Origin of the sequence: Pseudomonas prosekii (assembly GCF_900105155.1) — a bacterium.
GTDB lineage: Bacteria > Pseudomonadota > Gammaproteobacteria > Pseudomonadales > Pseudomonadaceae > Aquipseudomonas > Aquipseudomonas prosekii.
On sequence record NZ_LT629762.1, the window covers coordinates 651,597 to 669,838 of the forward strand.

Annotated in this window: 18 protein-coding genes and 1 tRNA gene; 7 read left to right on the plus strand and 12 right to left on the minus strand. The window is 57.7% G+C overall.

The features are described from left to right. Positions 1 to 162: 162 nt before the first annotated feature. Both gltX and uvrB read right to left on the minus strand, forming a co-directional pair. On the minus strand, positions 163 to 1,644 hold the full coding sequence (gltX, locus tag BLU01_RS03015; protein ID WP_092270618.1) for a glutamate--tRNA ligase: 1,482 nt from the start codon (positions 1,642 to 1,644) through the stop codon (positions 163 to 165). Between the two features lie 274 nt (positions 1,645 to 1,918). Continuing rightward, positions 1,919 to 3,934, minus strand: a complete 2,016-nt coding sequence (uvrB, locus tag BLU01_RS03020) for an excinuclease ABC subunit UvrB (RefSeq protein WP_092281448.1) — start codon at positions 3,932 to 3,934, stop codon at positions 1,919 to 1,921. Positions 3,935 to 4,271: 337 nt separating this feature from the next. Between uvrB and BLU01_RS03025 the strand changes: the two genes are divergently transcribed. Further along, a complete protein-coding gene (locus tag BLU01_RS03025) occupies positions 4,272 to 5,468 on the plus strand; it encodes an amino acid aminotransferase (RefSeq protein WP_092270621.1) in 1,197 nt (398 codons plus the stop codon). A 236-nt stretch (positions 5,469 to 5,704) separates the two neighbouring features. Next, positions 5,705 to 5,908, plus strand: a complete 204-nt coding sequence (locus tag BLU01_RS03030) for a hypothetical protein (RefSeq protein WP_092270624.1) — start codon at positions 5,705 to 5,707, stop codon at positions 5,906 to 5,908. Here BLU01_RS03030 and BLU01_RS03035 read toward each other — a convergent pair. Then, entirely contained in the window at positions 5,905 to 6,135 is a 231-nt protein-coding gene (locus BLU01_RS03035) for a hypothetical protein (protein WP_092270627.1), read from the minus strand. The genes BLU01_RS03030 and BLU01_RS03035 overlap by 4 nt on opposite strands. A gap of 227 nt (positions 6,136 to 6,362) precedes the next feature. Here BLU01_RS03035 and BLU01_RS03040 point away from each other — a divergent pair. Continuing rightward, positions 6,363 to 6,438, plus strand: a tRNA-Asn gene (locus BLU01_RS03040). Between the two features lie 174 nt (positions 6,439 to 6,612). Here the strand turns inward: BLU01_RS03040 and BLU01_RS03045 are convergent. After that, on the minus strand, positions 6,613 to 8,130 hold the full coding sequence (locus BLU01_RS03045) for a nucleobase:cation symporter-2 family protein (RefSeq protein ID WP_092270630.1): 1,518 nt from the start codon (positions 8,128 to 8,130) through the stop codon (positions 6,613 to 6,615). Positions 8,131 to 8,385: 255 nt separating this feature from the next. On the opposite strand from BLU01_RS03045, the gene BLU01_RS03050 reads away from it, so the two are divergent. Both BLU01_RS03050 and BLU01_RS03055 read left to right on the plus strand, forming a co-directional pair. Further along, positions 8,386 to 8,667 (plus strand): BrnT family toxin, encoded by a 282-nt coding sequence (locus tag BLU01_RS03050; protein WP_092270633.1) that lies wholly within the window; start codon positions 8,386 to 8,388, stop codon positions 8,665 to 8,667. Between the two features lie 2 nt (positions 8,668 to 8,669). Then, complete coding sequence (locus BLU01_RS03055) at positions 8,670 to 9,011, plus strand: BrnA antitoxin family protein (protein ID WP_219930933.1); 342 nt, start codon at positions 8,670 to 8,672, stop codon at positions 9,009 to 9,011. A gap of 21 nt (positions 9,012 to 9,032) precedes the next feature. Here BLU01_RS03055 and BLU01_RS03060 read toward each other — a convergent pair whose 3' ends face one another. After that, positions 9,033 to 9,869, minus strand: coding sequence for an arylamine N-acetyltransferase family protein (locus BLU01_RS03060; RefSeq protein ID WP_092270638.1), 837 nt, complete (start codon positions 9,867 to 9,869; stop codon positions 9,033 to 9,035). 111 nt (positions 9,870 to 9,980) lie between these two features. Continuing rightward, positions 9,981 to 10,775 carry an exodeoxyribonuclease III gene (xth, locus tag BLU01_RS03065; protein ID WP_092270641.1) on the minus strand — a complete coding sequence of 265 codons (795 nt, stop codon included), beginning with the start codon at positions 10,773 to 10,775 and terminating at the stop codon, positions 9,981 to 9,983. Positions 10,776 to 11,014: 239 nt separating this feature from the next. On the opposite strand from xth, the gene BLU01_RS03070 reads away from it, so the two are divergent. Further along, the gene (locus BLU01_RS03070; RefSeq protein WP_092270644.1) at positions 11,015 to 11,356 is read left to right on the plus strand and encodes a hypothetical protein; all 342 of its coding nucleotides are present in this window, start codon (positions 11,015 to 11,017) and stop codon (positions 11,354 to 11,356) included. Positions 11,357 to 11,414: 58 nt separating this feature from the next. On the opposite strand, the gene BLU01_RS03075 is transcribed toward BLU01_RS03070, so the two are convergent. The 5 genes from BLU01_RS03075 to BLU01_RS03095 form a co-directional block, all read right to left on the minus strand. Further along, positions 11,415 to 12,983, minus strand: coding sequence for a sensor domain-containing diguanylate cyclase (locus BLU01_RS03075; RefSeq protein WP_092270647.1), 1,569 nt, complete (start codon positions 12,981 to 12,983; stop codon positions 11,415 to 11,417). A gap of 202 nt (positions 12,984 to 13,185) precedes the next feature. After that, positions 13,186 to 13,716: a hypothetical protein gene (locus BLU01_RS03080; protein WP_092270649.1), complete on the minus strand. Its 531-nt coding sequence runs from the start codon at positions 13,714 to 13,716 to the stop codon at positions 13,186 to 13,188. Position 13,717: 1 nt separating this feature from the next. Next, positions 13,718 to 14,446, minus strand: a complete 729-nt coding sequence (locus BLU01_RS03085; protein ID WP_092270652.1) for an alpha/beta hydrolase — start codon at positions 14,444 to 14,446, stop codon at positions 13,718 to 13,720. Positions 14,447 to 14,449: 3 nt separating this feature from the next. Beyond that, positions 14,450 to 14,947 carry a PAAR domain-containing protein gene (locus BLU01_RS03090; protein WP_092270655.1) on the minus strand — a complete coding sequence of 166 codons (498 nt, stop codon included), beginning with the start codon at positions 14,945 to 14,947 and terminating at the stop codon, positions 14,450 to 14,452. Positions 14,948 to 15,136: 189 nt separating this feature from the next. Beyond that, positions 15,137 to 15,748 (minus strand): ribonuclease T2, encoded by a 612-nt coding sequence (locus tag BLU01_RS03095; RefSeq protein ID WP_092270658.1) that lies wholly within the window; start codon positions 15,746 to 15,748, stop codon positions 15,137 to 15,139. A 158-nt stretch (positions 15,749 to 15,906) separates the two neighbouring features. On the opposite strand from BLU01_RS03095, the gene BLU01_RS03100 reads away from it, so the two are divergent. Then, positions 15,907 to 16,392: a hypothetical protein gene (locus BLU01_RS03100; protein WP_092270661.1), complete on the plus strand. Its 486-nt coding sequence runs from the start codon at positions 15,907 to 15,909 to the stop codon at positions 16,390 to 16,392. Positions 16,393 to 16,441: 49 nt separating this feature from the next. Here BLU01_RS03100 and BLU01_RS03105 read toward each other — a convergent pair whose 3' ends face one another. Beyond that, positions 16,442 to 18,175 (minus strand): L,D-transpeptidase family protein, encoded by a 1,734-nt coding sequence (locus tag BLU01_RS03105; protein ID WP_092270664.1) that lies wholly within the window; start codon positions 18,173 to 18,175, stop codon positions 16,442 to 16,444. Between the last annotated feature and the right edge of the window lie 67 nt (positions 18,176 to 18,242).

Consider the following 18,242-nt stretch of genomic DNA (forward strand, 5'->3'; position numbering starts at 1 on the left):
CGTAAATCCGAGGTCCGTCCCATCCCTGTAGCAGCTGCCGCAGGCTGCGTTCGAGTGCGAAGCGCTCGCCCTCGCCCTTTCAGGCGAACGCGTGGCGACCTTACAGGGCTGCTGCGCAGCCCAACGCAGCCTTCGGCAGCTGCTACAGGAGGACGGTCGGGGTCAGGCGATATTGGCCAGCAGTTTTTCCCATTCCTTGTTTTCTTTCTTCGACACGCCACCGAGCAGGTCGATGGCTTGGCGCAGACGGAAACGCGTCAGGTCCGGGCCGAGGATTTCCATCGCATCAAGCACCGACACCGAACTCGCCTGCCCGGTAATCGCGGCAAACATCAGCGGCATCGCGTCACGCAATTTCAACTCGAGGGATTCGACTACCGCTTGAATGGTCGCGGTGATGCTGTCCTTTTCCCACTGACGCAGGCTTTCGAGTTTCCACAGGATCAATTGCATCAACTGCCGAACCTGATCACCCGAGAGCTTCTTCGATTCAAACAGCTTCGCCTCCGGGTTGACCCCGCCTGCGAAGAAGAACCCGGCCAGCGGCGCAACCTGGCTGAACGTCTCAACCCGGCCCTGCACGTGTGGCGCGATTTTCATCATGTAGTCAGGGTTCAGCGCCCAGGTCTGCAGGCGCGAAGCGAACTCTTCGACCGGCAGATCGCGCAGCCATTGGCCATTGAGCCACGACAGCTTCTCGACGTCGAAAATCGGCCCGCCGAGGGAAACACGCTTCAGGTCGAAGTTATCGACCATTTCCTGCAGCGAGAACTTCTCGCGCTCGTCCGGCATCGACCAACCCATGCGGCCCAGGTAGTTGAGCATCGCTTCGGGCATGAAACCCATGCGCTCGTAGAACGTCACCGAGGTCGGGTTTTTGCGCTTCGACAGCTTGCTCTTGTCCGGGTTACGCAGCAGCGGCATGTAGCACAGCTCTGGTTGTTCCCAGCCAAAATATTCGTAAAGCAGGATCAGTTTTGGCGCAGATGGCAGCCATTCTTCGCCGCGCAAAACGTGGGTGATGCCCATCAAATGGTCATCGACGACGTTGGCGAGGAAGTACGTCGGCAGGCCGTCGGTCTTCATCAACACTTGCATGTCCATGCGATCCCACGGGATCTCGACGTCGCCACGCAACATGTCCGGGACCACGCAAACGCCTTCGCTCGGCACTTTCATGCGGATCACGTGCGGTTCGCCAGCGGCCAGACGACGGGCCACTTCTTCCGCCGACAGCAACAGCGCACGGCCGTCGTAACGCGGGGTTTCGCCACGGGCCATTTGCTCGGCGCGCATCTGGTCCAGCTCTTCGGCGGTGCAGAAGCACGGGAAGGCGTGGCCCATTTCGACCAGTTGCTGGCAGTACTTCTGATAGATCTCGCCGCGCTCGCTCTGCCGGTACGGACCGTGCGGGCCGCCGACGTCCGGGCCTTCGCTCCAGTCGATGCCCAACCAGCGCAAGGCGTCGAAAATCTGCTGTTCGGACTCGCGGGTGGAACGCAATTGATCGGTGTCTTCGATGCGCAGAATGAACTCACCGCCGTGCTGCTTGGCAAAGCAGTAGTTGAACAATGCGATGTAAGCGGTACCTACGTGGGGGTCCCCGGTAGGCGATGGCGCGATGCGCGTGCGGACGGTGGTCATGGAAAGTCTCAACAAAGAATGGAAAGCGAAGATCAGACAAGGGGCGAATGGTAACAGGGCATGCCCGCCCGGCTCCAGTGAGTGGGGGATTTAACGGGGATTGGGTTTATTCCGGCGTGGCATCAGGTCGTTTTGCGGTGCTTTGGCGATTGCCATCGCGAGCAGGCTCACTCCTACATTAGACCGTGTCCGGACGGACAACTTGGTCAACTGTAGGAGCGAGCCCGCTCGCGAAGAGGCCCGCCCAGACACCGCAACTCTCAAGCCTTGAACATCAAACCTCAATCAAGCGCTCGCGCAACTTGCCGATCTCATCACGCATCTGCGCCGCCGCCTCGAATTCAAGATCGCGCGCCAAGGCGTACATCTTCTCTTCAAGCCCTTTGATGCGCTTGGCGATCTCGCCCGGCGAGCGCAATTCGGCTTCGTACTTGGCGCTTTCTTCGGCAGCCTTGGCCATGCCTTTGCGCTTCTTGCTACGCGAACCCGGCACCGTCGCGCCTTCCATGATGTCGGCGACGTCCTTGAACACACCTTTGGGCGTGATGTTGTTAGCCAAGTTGAACGCAATCTGCTTGTCGCGACGCCGCTCGGTTTCGCCGATCGCCCGTTCCATCGAACCGGTCATCCGATCGGCATACAAAATCGCCCGGCCATTGAGGTTACGCGCCGCCCGACCGATGGTCTGAATCAATGAGCGCTCGGAACGCAGGAAGCCCTCCTTGTCGGCGTCGAGAATCGCCACCAGCGACACTTCCGGCATGTCCAGGCCTTCTCGCAGCAAGTTGATGCCCACCAACACGTCGAACGTGCCGAGGCGCAAATCGCGGATGATCTCGACGCGCTCCACGGTGTCGATGTCCGAGTGCAGATAACGCACGCGCACGCCGTGATCAGCCAGGTAATCGGTCAAATCTTCGGACATGCGTTTGGTCAGCGTGGTGACCAGCACCCGCTCCTCCAGCGCCACGCGCTTGCCGATTTCCGAGAGCAGATCGTCGACCTGAGTGAGCGCCGGACGAATCTCGATTTGCGGGTCGACCAGACCGGTCGGACGCACCAGTTGCTCGACCACACGGCCAGCATGTTCGGCTTCGTAATTGCCCGGCGTCGCCGAAACAAAAATCGTCTGCGGGCTGATCGCTTCAAATTCATCGAAACGCATCGGCCGGTTATCCAGCGCCGACGGCAGGCGGAAACCGTATTCCACCAGTGTTTCCTTGCGCGAACGGTCGCCCTTATACATGGCGCCGACCTGCGGCACGCTGACGTGGGATTCGTCGATCACCAGCAAGGCGTCGGCCGGCAGATAGTCGAACAAGGTCGGCGGCGCCTGGCCAGAATCGCGGCCCGAGAGGTAGCGCGAATAGTTTTCGATGCCGTTGCAGTAACCCAGCTCGAGAATCATCTCGAGGTCAAACCGGGTGCGCTGCTCCAAGCGCTGCGCTTCCACCAATTTGTTGTTGGTGCGCAGGTAATCGAGGCGTTCCTGCAGTTCGACCTTGATCCCTTCGATGGCGCCGAGCAGGGTTTCACGTGGCGTCACGTAGTGGCTTTTCGGGTAGAAAGTGAAACGCGGCAATTGCCGGGTGACTTCGCCGGTCAGCGGATCGAACGCGGATATCTTCTCGACTTCATCGTCGAACAGCTCGATGCGGATCGCTTCGAAGTCCGATTCTGCCGGGTGAATGTCGATTACATCGCCGCGCACGCGGAACGTCGCACGGGCAAATTCCATGTCGTTGCGGGTGTATTGCAGGTCCGCCAGACGACGGAGCAATGCACGCTGATCGAGCTTGTCGCCGCGATCCACGTGCAAAACCATCTTCAGGTAGGTTTCCGGGCTGCCCAAACCGTAGATGCACGACACCGTGGTGACGATGATCGCGTCCTTGCGCTCGAGCAACGCTTTGGTCGCGGACAAGCGCATCTGCTCGATGTGGTCGTTGATCGAGGCATCTTTCTCGATGAAGGTGTCCGACGACGGCACGTACGCTTCGGGCTGGTAGTAGTCGTAATACGAAACGAAATATTCGACGGCGTTGTTCGGGAAGAACGCCTTGAACTCGCCATATAGCTGCGCGGCCAGGGTTTTGTTCGGCGCCAGCACCAACGTCGGCCGCTGCACTTGGGCGATCACGTTGGCGATGCTGAAGGTCTTGCCCGAGCCGGTCACACCGAGCAACGTCTGGTGCGCCAGCCCGGCTTCGATGCCTTCGACCATCAGGCGGATGGCTTCCGGCTGATCGCCGGCGGGCTCGAAGCGGGTAACTAGCTGGAATTCAGACATGAAAAAACCTCTGGGTCGCGCCTGCACGGTGAAACGCACAGCAACGAGAAAGACCGCAAACGGCTGAAGCCGCCCGAGGAAAAAACTGGATTGCATTCAATGTGGAGTCGATTGCCGTCGCTTTCAAGGCAAACGTCCTACATCCCTTGAAGTCTTTGACGACAGCATTCGACTAACGGTCGAAAAATAATCGGAAAAACTTGCGGGAAAAACCGAATCGGCTGTCGCCTTCGATCGCAGATGGCCTCTATACTAGCTCCCCGTTTGTGCACCGCTCTAGTGCATTCGGCTGGAGCGCGACACGTCCCTCCACACTCCATTCAGAGCCGCCGCAAAAATGAGCCTGTTCTCCGCTGTCGAAATGGCACCACGCGATCCAATCCTGGGCCTCAACGAAGCATTCAACGCCGATACCCGTACCAACAAGGTCAACCTGGGCGTCGGTGTTTACTGCAACGAGGAGGGGCGAATTCCACTCCTGCGCGCCGTTGTCGAAGCCGAGACGATTCGCGTCGCTCAACACGCTTCCCGTGGCTACTTGCCAATCGACGGTATCGCCGCCTACGACCAGGCTGTGCAAAAACTGCTGTTCGGCAATGATTCGCCGCTGATCGCTTCCGGCCGCGTCCTCACCACCCAAGCCGTTGGCGGCACCGGCGCACTGAAAATCGGCGCCGACTTCCTCAAGCAATTGCTGCCCAATGCCGTCGTCGCGATCAGTGACCCGAGCTGGGAAAACCACCGCGCGCTGTTCGAAACCGCTGGTTTCCCGGTCCAAAACTATCGCTACTACGACGCCGCGACCCACGACGTCAACCGCGCCGGCCTGCTTGAAGACCTCAACGCGCTGCCGTCCGGTTCGATCGTCGTGCTGCACGCCTGCTGCCACAACCCGACCGGCGTCGACCTGAGCCCGGCGGACTGGAACAACGTGCTGGAAGTGGTGAAAGCCAAGGGCCACGTGCCATTCCTCGACATGGCCTACCAGGGTTTTGGCGATGGCATCGACGAAGACGCCGCAGCTGTGCGTCTGTTCGCCGAATCGGGCCTGACCTTCTTCGTCTCCAGCTCGTTCTCCAAGTCGTTCTCGCTGTACGGCGAGCGCGTTGGCGCCCTGTCGATCGTCAGCGAATCGAAAGAAGAAAGCGCGCGCGTGCTCTCGCAAGTCAAACGCGTGATCCGCACCAACTACTCCAACCCGCCAACCCACGGCGCAAGCATCGTCGCCGCTGTGCTGAACAGCCCGACATTGCGCGCACAGTGGGAAGAAGAACTGGCCGAAATGCGTTTGCGCATTCGCGGCATGCGCGTGCAGATGGTTGAGCAACTGGCGAAAGAAGCCCCGCATCGGGATTTCAGTTTTGTCGGTCGTCAGCGCGGCATGTTTTCCTACTCCGGCCTGACCGTTGAGCAAGTGACGCGCCTGCGCAGCGAGTTCGGCATCTACGCGCTGGACACCGGGCGCATCTGCGTTGCCGCGTTGAATCAGAGCAACATTGATGCAGTGACCAAGGCCATCGTTGCGGTGATCTGAGTCTGCAATTGCTATAAAAAACGGGAAGCCAATGCGCTTCCCGTTTTTTATTTGTCTCAGATATGTGTCAAAGCGCAGTGCCTGCCCTCTAAACTCCACGCAGCGATGCACTGCACAATGCACTTGCAGGAGCGAGGCATGCCCGCGAAGCTTTCAGCGTCAGTAATGACGCCTTCGCGGGCAAGCTTCACTCCTGCGGGTCTCATGTACACCCCAGGATTTCTACGAGAGCCCACATGAAAATTGATGACCTACGCGCTGACCGGGATGAACTGGACGATTTCGTGCCCCGCACCCCGCCGGCCAAACGCGGTAACAATCTAGTGATGCAAGTAGCCGCCGGCGTGTTCCTCGGCGGCCTCGCGTTGTGGATCGTGCAACTGGCGGCGACAGCGCTGTATGCCAAGCTGATGCTCGGCACCTTCACCTTCGGCGGTTAAGCCAGTTCGGTGGCGCGCTGGCTGGCGGCGTCGTCGTAAGCCACGTAAAGCGATTCGGCAATCTGGCTTTTGATCGCCTTGGCGCTTTCCAGGCCAAGGACGAAACCTTCAGCCTTGCCGCCAGCGCGGTTCAATTCGTCGGCGGTGCTGGCCTGGGTGATAGCGTCGAGCAATTTCTCGGCGTGAGGACCGACGCCTTTCGGCAAGCTGATCTGGGCAATGCTCATGCGAACACCCCGTAATGGTGCGATGTAAGTGCTGAATGATTCATGGCGCGTACCTTTTCGGCGAATGGCCGGCAGCGCGTGTAACCACTTCCGGGCGACTATGGTAGACCTCCGGCACGATTCTGGTAACCGCCAATCACCGATAAACTGCCACTGACACCCTCGAATCCACCCAATCATCAACAGATGCTTGACTTCTCTTTTTGAATCAGTAACATACACGCCATTCCGCGATAGCTCAGTTGGTAGAGCAAGTGACTGTTAATCACTGGGTCCCTGGTTCGAGTCCAGGTCGTGGAGCCAGACTGTAATAACGAAAAGCCCCTGAATCGAAAGGTTCAGGGGCTTTTTTGTGGGCGGTAGAAATGCAAAAGATCGCAGCCTTCGGCAGTAACTACACAGATTTCGTATTCACCTGTAGTAATTGCCGAAGACTGCGATCCTCTGATCTACAGTCGTATCAAAGAATTGCCGCGGTCAAACATGCTCCCCACTTTTCGAATGCACCACTCGCGGTTCCGCATGTCCGTGCTCCACTTCCACCACGGGAATTTCATTGCCGTCGCAGTCGTGCAGTTTGCCTTCGCTGAAGTAATCGCCTTCACGTAGCGCTGCCAGATCCTGGTAGCGCAGCACACGTTCGGTCCCCGCCGCGAACACCGACTGCTGGTCCGAGTTGCCGGTAGTGAAGTGGTTGAACGCCAGGTTGAGCACGATGGCCATGATCGCCGAGGAGCTGATGCCGGAGTGGAAGATGGTTGCAAACCAGCTCGGGAATTGATCGTAGAAGTTCGGCGCAGCGATCGGGATCATGCCGAAGCCGATCGAGGTGGCGACGATGATCAGGTTGACGTTGTTGCGGTAATCAACCTTGGACAGCGTGCGAATGCCGCTGGCCGCGACGGTGCCGAACAGCACGATACCGGCGCCGCCGAGGACCGAGGTCGGCACTGCGGCAATCACCCGACCCATGAAGGGCAACAGTCCGAGGATCACCAGGAACACGCCGCCGGTGGCCACGACAAATCGGCTCTTGATGCCCGTCACCGCGACCAGCCCGACGTTCTGGGCGAAGGCGCTTTGGGTGAAGGAACCGAAGATCGGCGCAATTATGCTCGACAGCATGTCGGCGCGCAGGCCGTTGCCCAGACGTTTGGAATCAACCTTGGTGTCGATGATTTCACCGACGGCGAGGATGTCCGCCGAGGTTTCCACCAATGTCACCATCACCACGATGCACATCGACAGGATCGCGGCGAAGTGGAAGGTCGGCATGCCGAAATGGAACGGTGTCGGGAAGCCGAACATCGGGCCTTGGGTGACGGAGGAGAAGTCCGCCATGCCGAGAACGACCGCGACCACCGTACCGATGACCATGGCCAGCAGGATCGACAGACGCGAGATGGTCGCGCTGCCGATTTTGCTCAGCAGCAACACCAGCACCAGGGTCAACGCCGCCAGACCAATGTTCGACATGCTGCCGAACTCCGGGGAATGGCTATTGCCGCCCATGGCCCAGCGCGCCGCTACCGGCATCAGCGTCAAGCCGATCGTGGTAATCACGATGCCCGTCACCAGCGGCGGGAAGAACTTGGTGATCCGCGAGAACACCGGGGTAATCAGCAAACCGATCAATGAAGCGGCAATCACCGCGCCGAGGATCGACTGAAACCCGCCCTCCCCGCCGCTGCTGACAATCGCCACCATGGTTGCGACGCCAGAGAACGACACGCCCTGAACCAGCGGCAACTGACAGCCAAAAAACGGTAAACCCAGCGTTTGCAGGAGCGTTGCCAAGCCCCCCGCGAACAATGAAGCAGCAATCAACAAACCGATGTCCGCCGGCGACAGCCCGGCAGCCTGACCGATGATCAAAGGCACCGCGACGATGCCGCCATACATGGTCAGAACGTGTTGCAGGCCGTAAGCCATATTCGCGCCGATCCCAAGATTTTCGTCCTCGGGCCGTTGGTGTGAAACATGGGGCGTTTTCATGGTTGGGGGAGTCCCTGGTTTTTGTTATGCGCACACTGTATGCAAGACTCAGGACAAATGTCTATAGAGTTGTATACAACTGAACGGTCAGATTATGGACATCTGGCCATTTTCGCCAACGGGCGGTCCGCCCCAGCCCCCTAAAACCTTGCAATACATCCATTCCGGCACATTCCCCTTCTACCGCTAACCTTTCGTCTTCATGGCGACCGCCGGCACGGATGCCCTCTTTCTTATACATATAAAGTATGCATAATGAAGCCATTCGAAATACAGTTCGACAGAGCCAAAAACGCGGCTAACAAACTCAAGCATCGAGGGATCAGCCTTGCAGAAACCGAGCCAGTGTTCGAAGACGAGCGAGCCCTGACCCTGCAAGACCGCGATCACGACGAGCAGCGTTGGATCACTATGGGGCAGGACGCCAAAGGTCGTTTACTGGTGGTTGCCTACACGTGGCGCGACCCGAATTTCGTTCGAATCATTTCCGCACGCGTCGCCAGCAAAGACGAGCGTCGGCAATACAGGGAGGCATGACCATGAAAGATGAGTACGACTTCAGTAACGCCAAGCGTGGGCCAGTTGCCTCCAGCAAGGGCAAAACCCGCATCACCATCATGCTCGACGACGCCGTGATCGAAGCGGCCCGCGCGGTCGCAGAAAACGAAGGGTTCGGTTATCAGACGGTGATCAACAACACTTTGCGCCAGGCATTGCTCACCGATAGAGGGCACGCGACAAGCGCCGACGCAAACGGCGGCACCACTTTTGGGCATCTGAAAAAGGGCGTCACGGCGATGGACCTGAACAATCTCGAGAGAAAACTCGCCGACGCGCTGAGCGAAATTCGGCGGGTGATGGAGTTGGATGTCAGGCCTTAAACCCGGACGCGGCGGCGCTAGTCAGTTGGGTTGTTTCGGCTCGATCAACTGCTCGAATACCTGCTTCATTCCGGCATCCACCGACAGCCGAATACCGAACTCATCCCACAGCAGCGCGATCAAATCATCGGCGTCCGCTACTTGGCGCCGCTGGCTCTCCTCGCCGATCCGGTGGATCGCAAAGCTGCCGTTGTTCAGCGTGCGCCGCCAGCCGTCGCCGGTACGCGCCGCCATCAATTGTTTACGGAAAGACGACTCTGGATGAGTCGAGACATACCAGTTGCCGACGGTGTAATCGATGTCCTCCTGACGCTGCAGATCGAAGATATACATCGCCCGCCATTCTTCTCCGACCTTGGCGCGCAAGGTGTAACCATCGACGTGCTGCTCGATACGATAGGGCTCGTGCGGTGTCGGTTGTTCGGCCTCGGTATCGAGGAGCAGCGGCGCAGTGGGCACCATGCCGCCGAAGCCGACGTCGCTGATATAGCGCACGCCGTCCAGGGTCACCAGGCTCAAACGGTGAGTGCGTGCGGTCCACGCACCTTCAGGCTGGCCCATCACCACACGGCCGGTGATGCCGCGAGCGTCAAACCCCAGCGTCTGCAGCAACACCAGGAACATCCCGTTCAGCTCATAGCAGTAACCACCGCGATTCTGCTGGAAGATTTTTTGCTCGATGGAAGGCAAGTCGATCAGCACCGGCTCGCCCAACACAGTCGCGATATTCTCGAACGCAAAAGCGCCGGTGTGGCGCAGTTGCAGTTGGCGCAGGGTTTCCAGGGTTGGCGCTGGAGGCGTACTGAAACCCAGTCGTTGCAGGTACAGATCGAGATTGCTCAGGCGTGGCTCGCTCATGGCTCAGTCCTTATGCGCGGGGCCGCGGATCGCTCCGCTGATGGTCGCCATTTATAAGGGACAAAGTGCTTGGGCCGACAATTGATTTCGCCAATCGGCGCCCGCGAACAATCAACGCCGCTTGCGCGAACTCAGGCGGATCCAGGTTGGCGCATGGTCGCTGGCATGCGGCTCGTTGCGCACCCAGGCATCGACGCCGGCCTCATGCAGATAAGGGCTTAGCGCCGGATTAAGCAGTAAGTGATCAATGCGCAAACCGGAGTTTTTCTGCCAGTGCTGGCGGAAATAATCCCAGAAGGTGTACAGCCGATCTTCCGGATAGAGATGACGCAGGGAATCGGTCCAGCCCTGGTCGAGCAATCGCTTGTAACACTCGCGACTCTCGGGTTGCAGCAACGCATCCTTGAGCCAGGAGCGCGTGTTGTAGATGTCCATGTCGGTCGGCACCACGTTGTAGTCGCCGGCCAGCACCACCGGGTGATCACTGGCTTGCAGCGCCTGCGCGTAGTTGATCAGCCGTTCGAACCACGCCAGTTTATAGTCGAACTTCGGGCCCGGCTGCGGGTTGCCATTGGGCAAGTACAGGCAACCGACCAACACGCCGTGCACCGCGGCTTCGATATAACGGCTTTGCGTGTCCGCCTCGTCACCGGGCAAACCGCGCCGACTCTCCAGCGGTTGCGCGTCCCGCGCCAGAATCGCCACGCCATTCCACGAAGACTGGCCCTGCCAGATCGCCCCATAACCGGCAGCCTCCAGTTCGGCAGCAGGGAATGCACTGTCGACCGACTTGAGCTCTTGCAGGCAAACAACGTCCGGTTTCTCCCGCTCAAGCCACGCCAGCAAATTAGGCAAACGCGCCCGCAGGCCATTGACGTTGAACGTGGCGATTCGCAAGTTTTTCATCAACCCGTGCTCCCGGCGGCGAGGTGTCTAGGGTGTGACATCGGGCAATTGCGGTGGTTGCGTTGGCGTTGCGGGCGGACCTGGGTGGGAGCGGAACTGTTGGCGAAAGCTGATATGTCGGACGTGGATGTGACTGCACGCTCACCAGGGTAGTCGTGAACCATTCGTCACCTGACCGGCACCAACCGCGCAGCCTCAAACACCAATATCAGGTAACGACTCATTTCTGGAGACGTACCATGATCACCAAAAAAATTACTTCGCTGCTGCTCGCAGGTTTGCTTTGCAGCGCATCGGCAGTCTATGCGGCCAACGATGCGCCGGATGCCACCGGGACTAAATCCGGCGGGGTCAGCGGGTCGACGTTGCCACCTAACAGCACGCCTGGCGCGCCTTCTGGCGGCAACAGTTCGGGCAACGGTTCGGGCACCACTGGCGGCGGTTCTGGCTCATCGAGTTCGGGAACTGGCGTCAATAGCGGCGCGGGCGGTAACGGTGGCAGCAGCGGTTCCGGCGCGGGCGGCGGCACAGGTGCGCCGGGCGGTGGAACCGGTGGCGCTGGCGGCGGGACAGGCAGCTGAACGCGAAAAGGCAGTTTCTGATTCGGTTATTTAAAATCAGGACTGCCCTTTCGCCCTTCTATCGATCCGAACGCATCAGCGTCTCGACGCCGCCCTCCATCGACAGCACCGCCGTGCGATTACGTCCGGAGTGTTTGGCTTGGTAGAGGGCGGCGTCCGCGCGCTGGATGAACACTTCCACGCTGTCGCGGCCACTCGGTACAAACGAATAACATCCCAGGCTGACGGTCACCTGCCCGGTCGGCGAACCGCTGTGCGAGATGTTTTTGTCGATGACGCTACGGCGAATCTGCTCGGCAATTACCATCGCGCCGTGAATGTCGGTGTTCGGCAGTAAAGCTGCAAACTCTTCCCCGCCGTAACGAACCGCCAGATCAGCGTTGCGCTGGCAACAACTCTTCAGCGCACGCGCCACTTCTGCCAGACAGTGATCCCCGGCGACGTGGCCGTAGTTGTCGTTGTAACTTTTGAAGAAATCGATATCGAGCATGATCAGGCTCAGCGCGCTGCCCTGCCGCGCGCCGCGTCCGAACTCGATGTCGAGCGCGCGCTCGAACAGGCGCCGATTGGCCAGTCCGGTGAGGCTGTCGTGGGTGGCGATCAGCTCCAGCGCTTCCTGGGCGGCGCGCAGATCGGCTTCAATTCGTCCGCCATCGCGCACCTGATGAATGAATACCCAGCCAAACAAACCGATCCCCAAAATCACCAGCGCAACGATGACGCTGGCCTGAAACGCATTGGCGTACCAGTCCTTGAGAATCGCGTCCCTGGACGATGCCGCCGACACCACCAATGGATAGGCCTCCAACTGTCGGTAGCCGTACAACCGCACCGTGTCATCGACCACCGAATTGATCATCGCGTTGCCCGCGTTCGCCAGCGGCAAGTGCTTCTGGAAAATCGCGCCTTGGGCCACCGACGTACCAATTTGCGACTCCACAAATGGCCGTCGAGCGAGCAGCGTGCCGTCAGTGCGCGCGAGGAACATCGCGCCATGCTCATCGATGCTGAAGCTTTTGAAGAATTCGTCGAAGTAGGCCATTTTGATCCCGGCCAGCAGCACACCGGTAAAATTGCCGTGATCATCATTGACGCGTTTGGAAACAGGAATAATCCACTCGCCGTTTTTGCGACTGCGGATAGCTGGGCCGATGTGCGCCAGCGACGAGACGTTTTGTTGATGAAACTGGAAATATTCGCGATCGGCCACACCGGATCCGTGAGGCAAATCGTCAAACGAAGTGATAACCCATTGGCCCTGCCGGTCGAACAGGAAAATCCCGTGCAACTGCTGCAGCGATTGCACGCGCCGAGAGAAGGTCTTCTGCAGCCGCGATAACTGCATCTGGTCATAACCGTCGGCCTGAATCCAGTCCGCCAGACTGGTCAGCACCAGATCGGCTTTCATGAACGTGTCTTCGGCCTGCTGCGCCATCGCCCGGGTGAGGTTTGATGAAGCGACTTCGGCCAACGCCAGATCGTGGCGCCGCGACTGCTCCAGTTGCAAGTACAGCAAGCCGCACAGGCATAGGCAAACCGCCGCAATAAATAACGCCGCAGCCTTGAGCAAGGGCAAACGTTTCAGTGCGCCGGGTGCGTGGTGCGATTCGTGAATGGGGATAGGCAAAAGTGTTTCCTGGAGGGCACGGCATGGGCGACGGCCCAAAGCCCTTATTTTTTGTAAGCGTAGTCTACGGTGTTGAGCGGGGCCAATGGGCAAACAGTTTGGCGTCGCCCTCCAGTTATCCGCCGCGAGCGTAGAAACCTTACAAAAAACTCCTCGGAAAATTGTTTCAGCGGGTCTTTATTCGCCAGCAGGACGACTCTCTCTATTTGAGTCTGGGTTTGTTTATTTCTCGCAGGAGGTCCGCGGTCGGGATATACATTGCGTTGGAGTAGTAGGTTTCGTAGCCGTATGCGGTGATACGGACCCTGCAAGGAATGCTGCTCTTGTCAGCCAGAATTTCATTTAACTCATTTGAAGCAAGGTTTCGTCTCGATCCGCCACTGTTACTGACTTCACTCAACAGAGCACTTGTTACATAGTTAAATGTTCCTTTTTCCTGACTCTGCCCGTCGCCCTTGATGGAGCCGAGCGCGGCAAACTGCATATGATGACCTATCGAAAAATCTTGATCATTTCCCAATGCGCAAACCAGAAAAGCCGCAGCATAACCAACACCTTCGCCTCGATCAAATAAATCCAGAAGATTAATATTAGAACTATAACTGACATCATAAATAGGATATCGATTGTCTCTCTCTACAGACATGTAACTCAAATCAGCCTCAGGTTTTACATGCTCCCGCGCGCATCCCGAACAAACAACCATGAGCAATAAGACAATCGACTTCTTCATATCAAGAGAACTCTTTCATAATCGAATCGAACAGCAGATCACTCGCAGATTTTCCACCAGAGATTTTGGCGCTAAATAAGTCAGGAGCGTTTGCATGGTTAGTATCAACGTTCGCATTGATCGACGGCCCGCAGGTGATCAACCATTTTTCTCCAAAGTCCGCTACACCATCGGAGGCATCAGGTCTGGACGGAGTGGCTCTGACGTTGATCCAGTCTTCAGAAACCGGCTCCGGCCGATTCAGATAGATATCCGAACCCAGCCAAACCAAAGCGCCTTCCCCAACCGGATCCAGTGTAATCAACAGTTTTACCTTGTATCCCCATTCAGTCATTATTCTGGTCAGATGTCCGCTATTCCACCCGCCTAGACTGTGCCCCACTATAAAGACCGGGCAGCTCTTATATGGAATAAGACTCAACACATGCCTTTGAATATCCTGCTTGCCTCTTATTTCGTTGTAGCCCAACCATTGAGAGGTATATTTTCCTTCAGCTATTAACGGTTGGGCACGCACATCAAAATCCTGCCAGGCAAATTTTATATTCTCGTAGGGACCGGAAAAATAATAACGCTCTTTATCTCCTGCACCACCGACGAATATAACAATCGCCTTGGTACTCTCAATCGGCACCGTCTTCTCACTGACATCTTTTTTGTCCGTCAGCGTATGTTCACCCTGCAGCTTGTAAGTCTTCCCCTTCGCGCAGGTCACTGTTTCAGCACACATGCCTCACTCCTCCAAAAACAGTTTGACGCTTTCAGGCAGGTGCGAGCTGATGGCGTGGGTGAAACCGGCTGCGTCGGAAACCCCGTGCTCCTGGCGCCCATCGGCGCGCAGGATCATGTACGGGTGATCGGGCATCGGGGCGCCAGTGACAGCGTTCACCAGTTTCAACTTGTCGGTAAAATTGACCGGCATCGGCACCAGGCCGGTAAACGGCGCCGTGACCACCGTATCGCCAATGATTACCGTGCCCGAGCCGCCGATCACCACATTACCGTGGCCGCCGGTGCTGTCGAGTGTTGCGGCGTTCAGGCCGTTGATGAATACCGTCGCCGATACGCCGCCGGTGATCGGGCTGCCGCATGCCGATTTGTCCGTCAGGCGCGCAGCCGCAAGGCCGTCGAAATTGACGTTGGGAGAACCGCTGGCGATGGGATTGGTGCCGTGACCCGGCAGTGGACACGCGGTGGGATCGGTGAGGCGGGCGGCGGGTTTTCCGCTCATGAACAAGCTCCTTGCAGGCTTTTCTGACAATCCATTGAACAAGCGCGCAAGGATGAGGGATGCCGCGAAGATGTTCAAATCTGAATGCAAAAAATGGCCGTCCGATAACGCCCATCTATCCATCCGAACAACCGATTACCGCGATGGCGGAACGCGGATATCGCCCGCGCGACATTGAGTTTTCACACCTTAGCCACACGCGCCGAATTGCAGATCCTTGCCCATGCACACGCGCACTTCCGACAACTCTGGGCCGCTGCAAATAACCGCGATACCGTCCGCTGAAATGCCCGGATTACTTTCGCGAAACAGGTCGGAGATTTTCTGCGCAGGCAAGTAAACCGTGCCACTGAACGGCTGCAGTTTTTCCGGGATTTTCACCGCGCCAACCGCCTTGTCTGCCGCGTCCAGATAACCCGTGGCACCAAGACCGCTGCATGTTCCGTGCTTGGCCCATTCGTGTTCAAGCAACTTTGGTGTCGGAAATAACGTCAGGCCGCGCTTTTGTTCAGCAGGTGACAATGCAACTTTTGGCGGGCACGACTCGGGCCAGCCGCCATTCGCGTATTGCGGCCACAACCCGTGAAGCACAAAACCGTAGCCTTTACCGGAACACTGCGAATCGTCTTTGTGGGTCAGGCAGAACGTTGGCGACCAGGACAGCGTCAGCAAGTAGTAATCAAACACCCCCGCCACTGACTCAGCCTGAGGTTTGCCATGTTGCGACGTCCGCGCCTGGCTCAGGCCAATCTGCCCGAACGTGATTGCCAACATGGCGACAACTGCATACAGCTTTTTCATAGACCCACTCCTTGGGAATAATGATGGTTTTGATCCTTGGCCGACGATCGACCACAGGGGTTTTTGCCATGTCGGTGTTTCAATCGCATGACGCAAGGCAAAACGTGGATTACCTTGGTAACGCTATGATCACACTTGGATCACAACAGGGAATCGACATGAGCAAGGCAGAAGAACTCGCCGCAAAACTGAAAGAAACCCGGCACACCGACGCGGACGCGACCACCGCTACCGATCAGGCGATCGACAGTTGGCCCGGCCAAGTGTACGAAATGTATCACCAGATCGAAGCCTGGCTGAAGCCTCTGCTTGAAGCCGGCCTGAGCATGCGGCGCAATCCTACGCACGTGTTTGAACGTCATCTCAACGGCGCAACTTATGCTTATTCGATCGACCAACTGGTGATTGAAGGTAATCACCACAACATTACGTTCGTGCCGATTGTGCGGTTCACCGCCGACGGTCAGGGTCGTGTCGAAATTCATTTGAAGGACAAGGAAATCCCTCTGCTGAGAACAGTTGACGAACACGGCGGGTCGCATTGGTGGCTGCAATCGATCGAACAAACCGGGCAACAGACTGATGCGGTTGCGCTGACGGAAGTGAACTTGCTTTCGGTAGTGCAAGAAGGCTTGGAGCTCTAAGCCCGAACGCTCTTCAATGCAGGAGCGAGCCTGCTCGCTCCCACAAGGTTTAGTGGGTGTTCTGCCCTACTGCTGCTTGCAAATCCAGAGGCGGTAACTTCGCTGGCAAGTTCAGCGCCTTCAGCACTGGATTGTCGTAGCCATACACATCCGGCTTGAATGCCACGCGGCCATTGCTGCCCATATCCACCGTCCAATAGGCCAACAACACCGGCACTTTCACCGGGAGTCGAATATTTTCCGTCCGGCCATTGGCCAATTGCTTTTGAATACCGGCACTGCTCCAGCGCACCGGGTCATTGAACAGCAACTCAACCAACTGCAACGGGTTTTCTACCCGAATACAGCCCGAACTGGTGGCGCGAACATTCTTCGCAAACAGCTCGCGGTGCGGGGTGTCGTGCAAGTAGATCGCGTAATCATTGGGGAAGCGGATAACCACTTGGCCTAACGAGTTTTCCGGCCCGGCGTCCTGGCGCAAAGTGATGCCGCGCGGGTTGCTCCAATCGATGGTCGATGGGTCCAGCAAGTTACCTTCCCGATCCAGCGGCCGAATCCGATTGGCACTGAGGTAGTTCGGGTTGTTCAGAATTTTCGGCAACACGTCTTCTTTCAGAATCGTCGGCGGAACGGTCCAGGTCGGGTTGAACGTGACGTAAGTAATTTCAGCCTGGAAGATCGGCGTACTTCGATACGGCTTGCCTACCTGAACCCGTGAACGCCAGATGGGTTGACCATCGCGATACAGCGCCACTTTGTACCCGGCAATATCAACGATTACAAAAGTGCCCTGCAGCTTGTACAGCAGCCAACGCGCGCGCTCCATGTTGACCCTGACTTGATCGATACGCGCTTGTACCGGCACGTTCAACGCAGCGAGGGTGGCCGCCCCGGCAACACCGTCCGCGCCGAGATATTGTTCCGTTTGATACTTCTTCACCGCAGCGATAACCGCATCGTCGTACGTGTTGTTCTTGCTGGTTCTGGTGTCCAGATAACCGCCCGCTGCCAGACGCGCTCGAAGTTGCGCAACGGCTGCGCCATCCATGCCTGGTTTGAGCGATTGCCCGTCAGTAACTTTCGGCCAACCACCGCGGTCACGAATCTGCCGCAACTGCGCCAATGCCTGACGCAGCCCTACATAAACCGCTTCTTGCGGCGGCGCCTCGGCAAACGCTCGGGCGACATCGTGAGTGTCCAGCGCGTTGAAGAAGTTGTTCACGTCATCCCGAGGATCGGCACCGGCAATGTCGAAATTCCAGTGCATGTCCAACCGCGCCGGATCAACTTTGCCGCGGCGTAATTGCAGTAACGCCGTCAGGTAAGTGCGAGTCGCCGCAAGATCGAAAGCGGCTTGTTGCGCAGGTGTTGGCGCAGTGTTCTGCATCGACGCCTGCGCCATGACCAGATCGTTACTTCGAAAGTCCGCAGGCTCTAGTCCGTCGATTTGCGTATCGTCAAGGTTCTTCAACAACTGCGCTACATCGTCAGGATTAGTCCACGCCGCGCGAAACTGGCGATGCGTATAGAAATCCAGGACTACACGGTTAACGTCGATGCGCTGATGCTTCGGCCGTGTTTGCAGCGGCGGGAACGCGGAAATCAGCGGCTCCAGCGTCGCGCGAATCTCTTGAGCGACGTTATCGTCCGGTATCGCCTCGATCATGCTGATCGGCGGATTTTGCCCCTCAATCGACGAAGTTTGCGCGTGCGCCGTGCCGCCGATCAGAAAGACCATAAAAAAGGCATGGCTTATGACGAATAACCTTGATAGTTGCCCCATGGATAATTCTTAATCTCCTGCGCTCAGCACATGGCGTCTGCACTGCTAAACTCGAAATAACTTGATG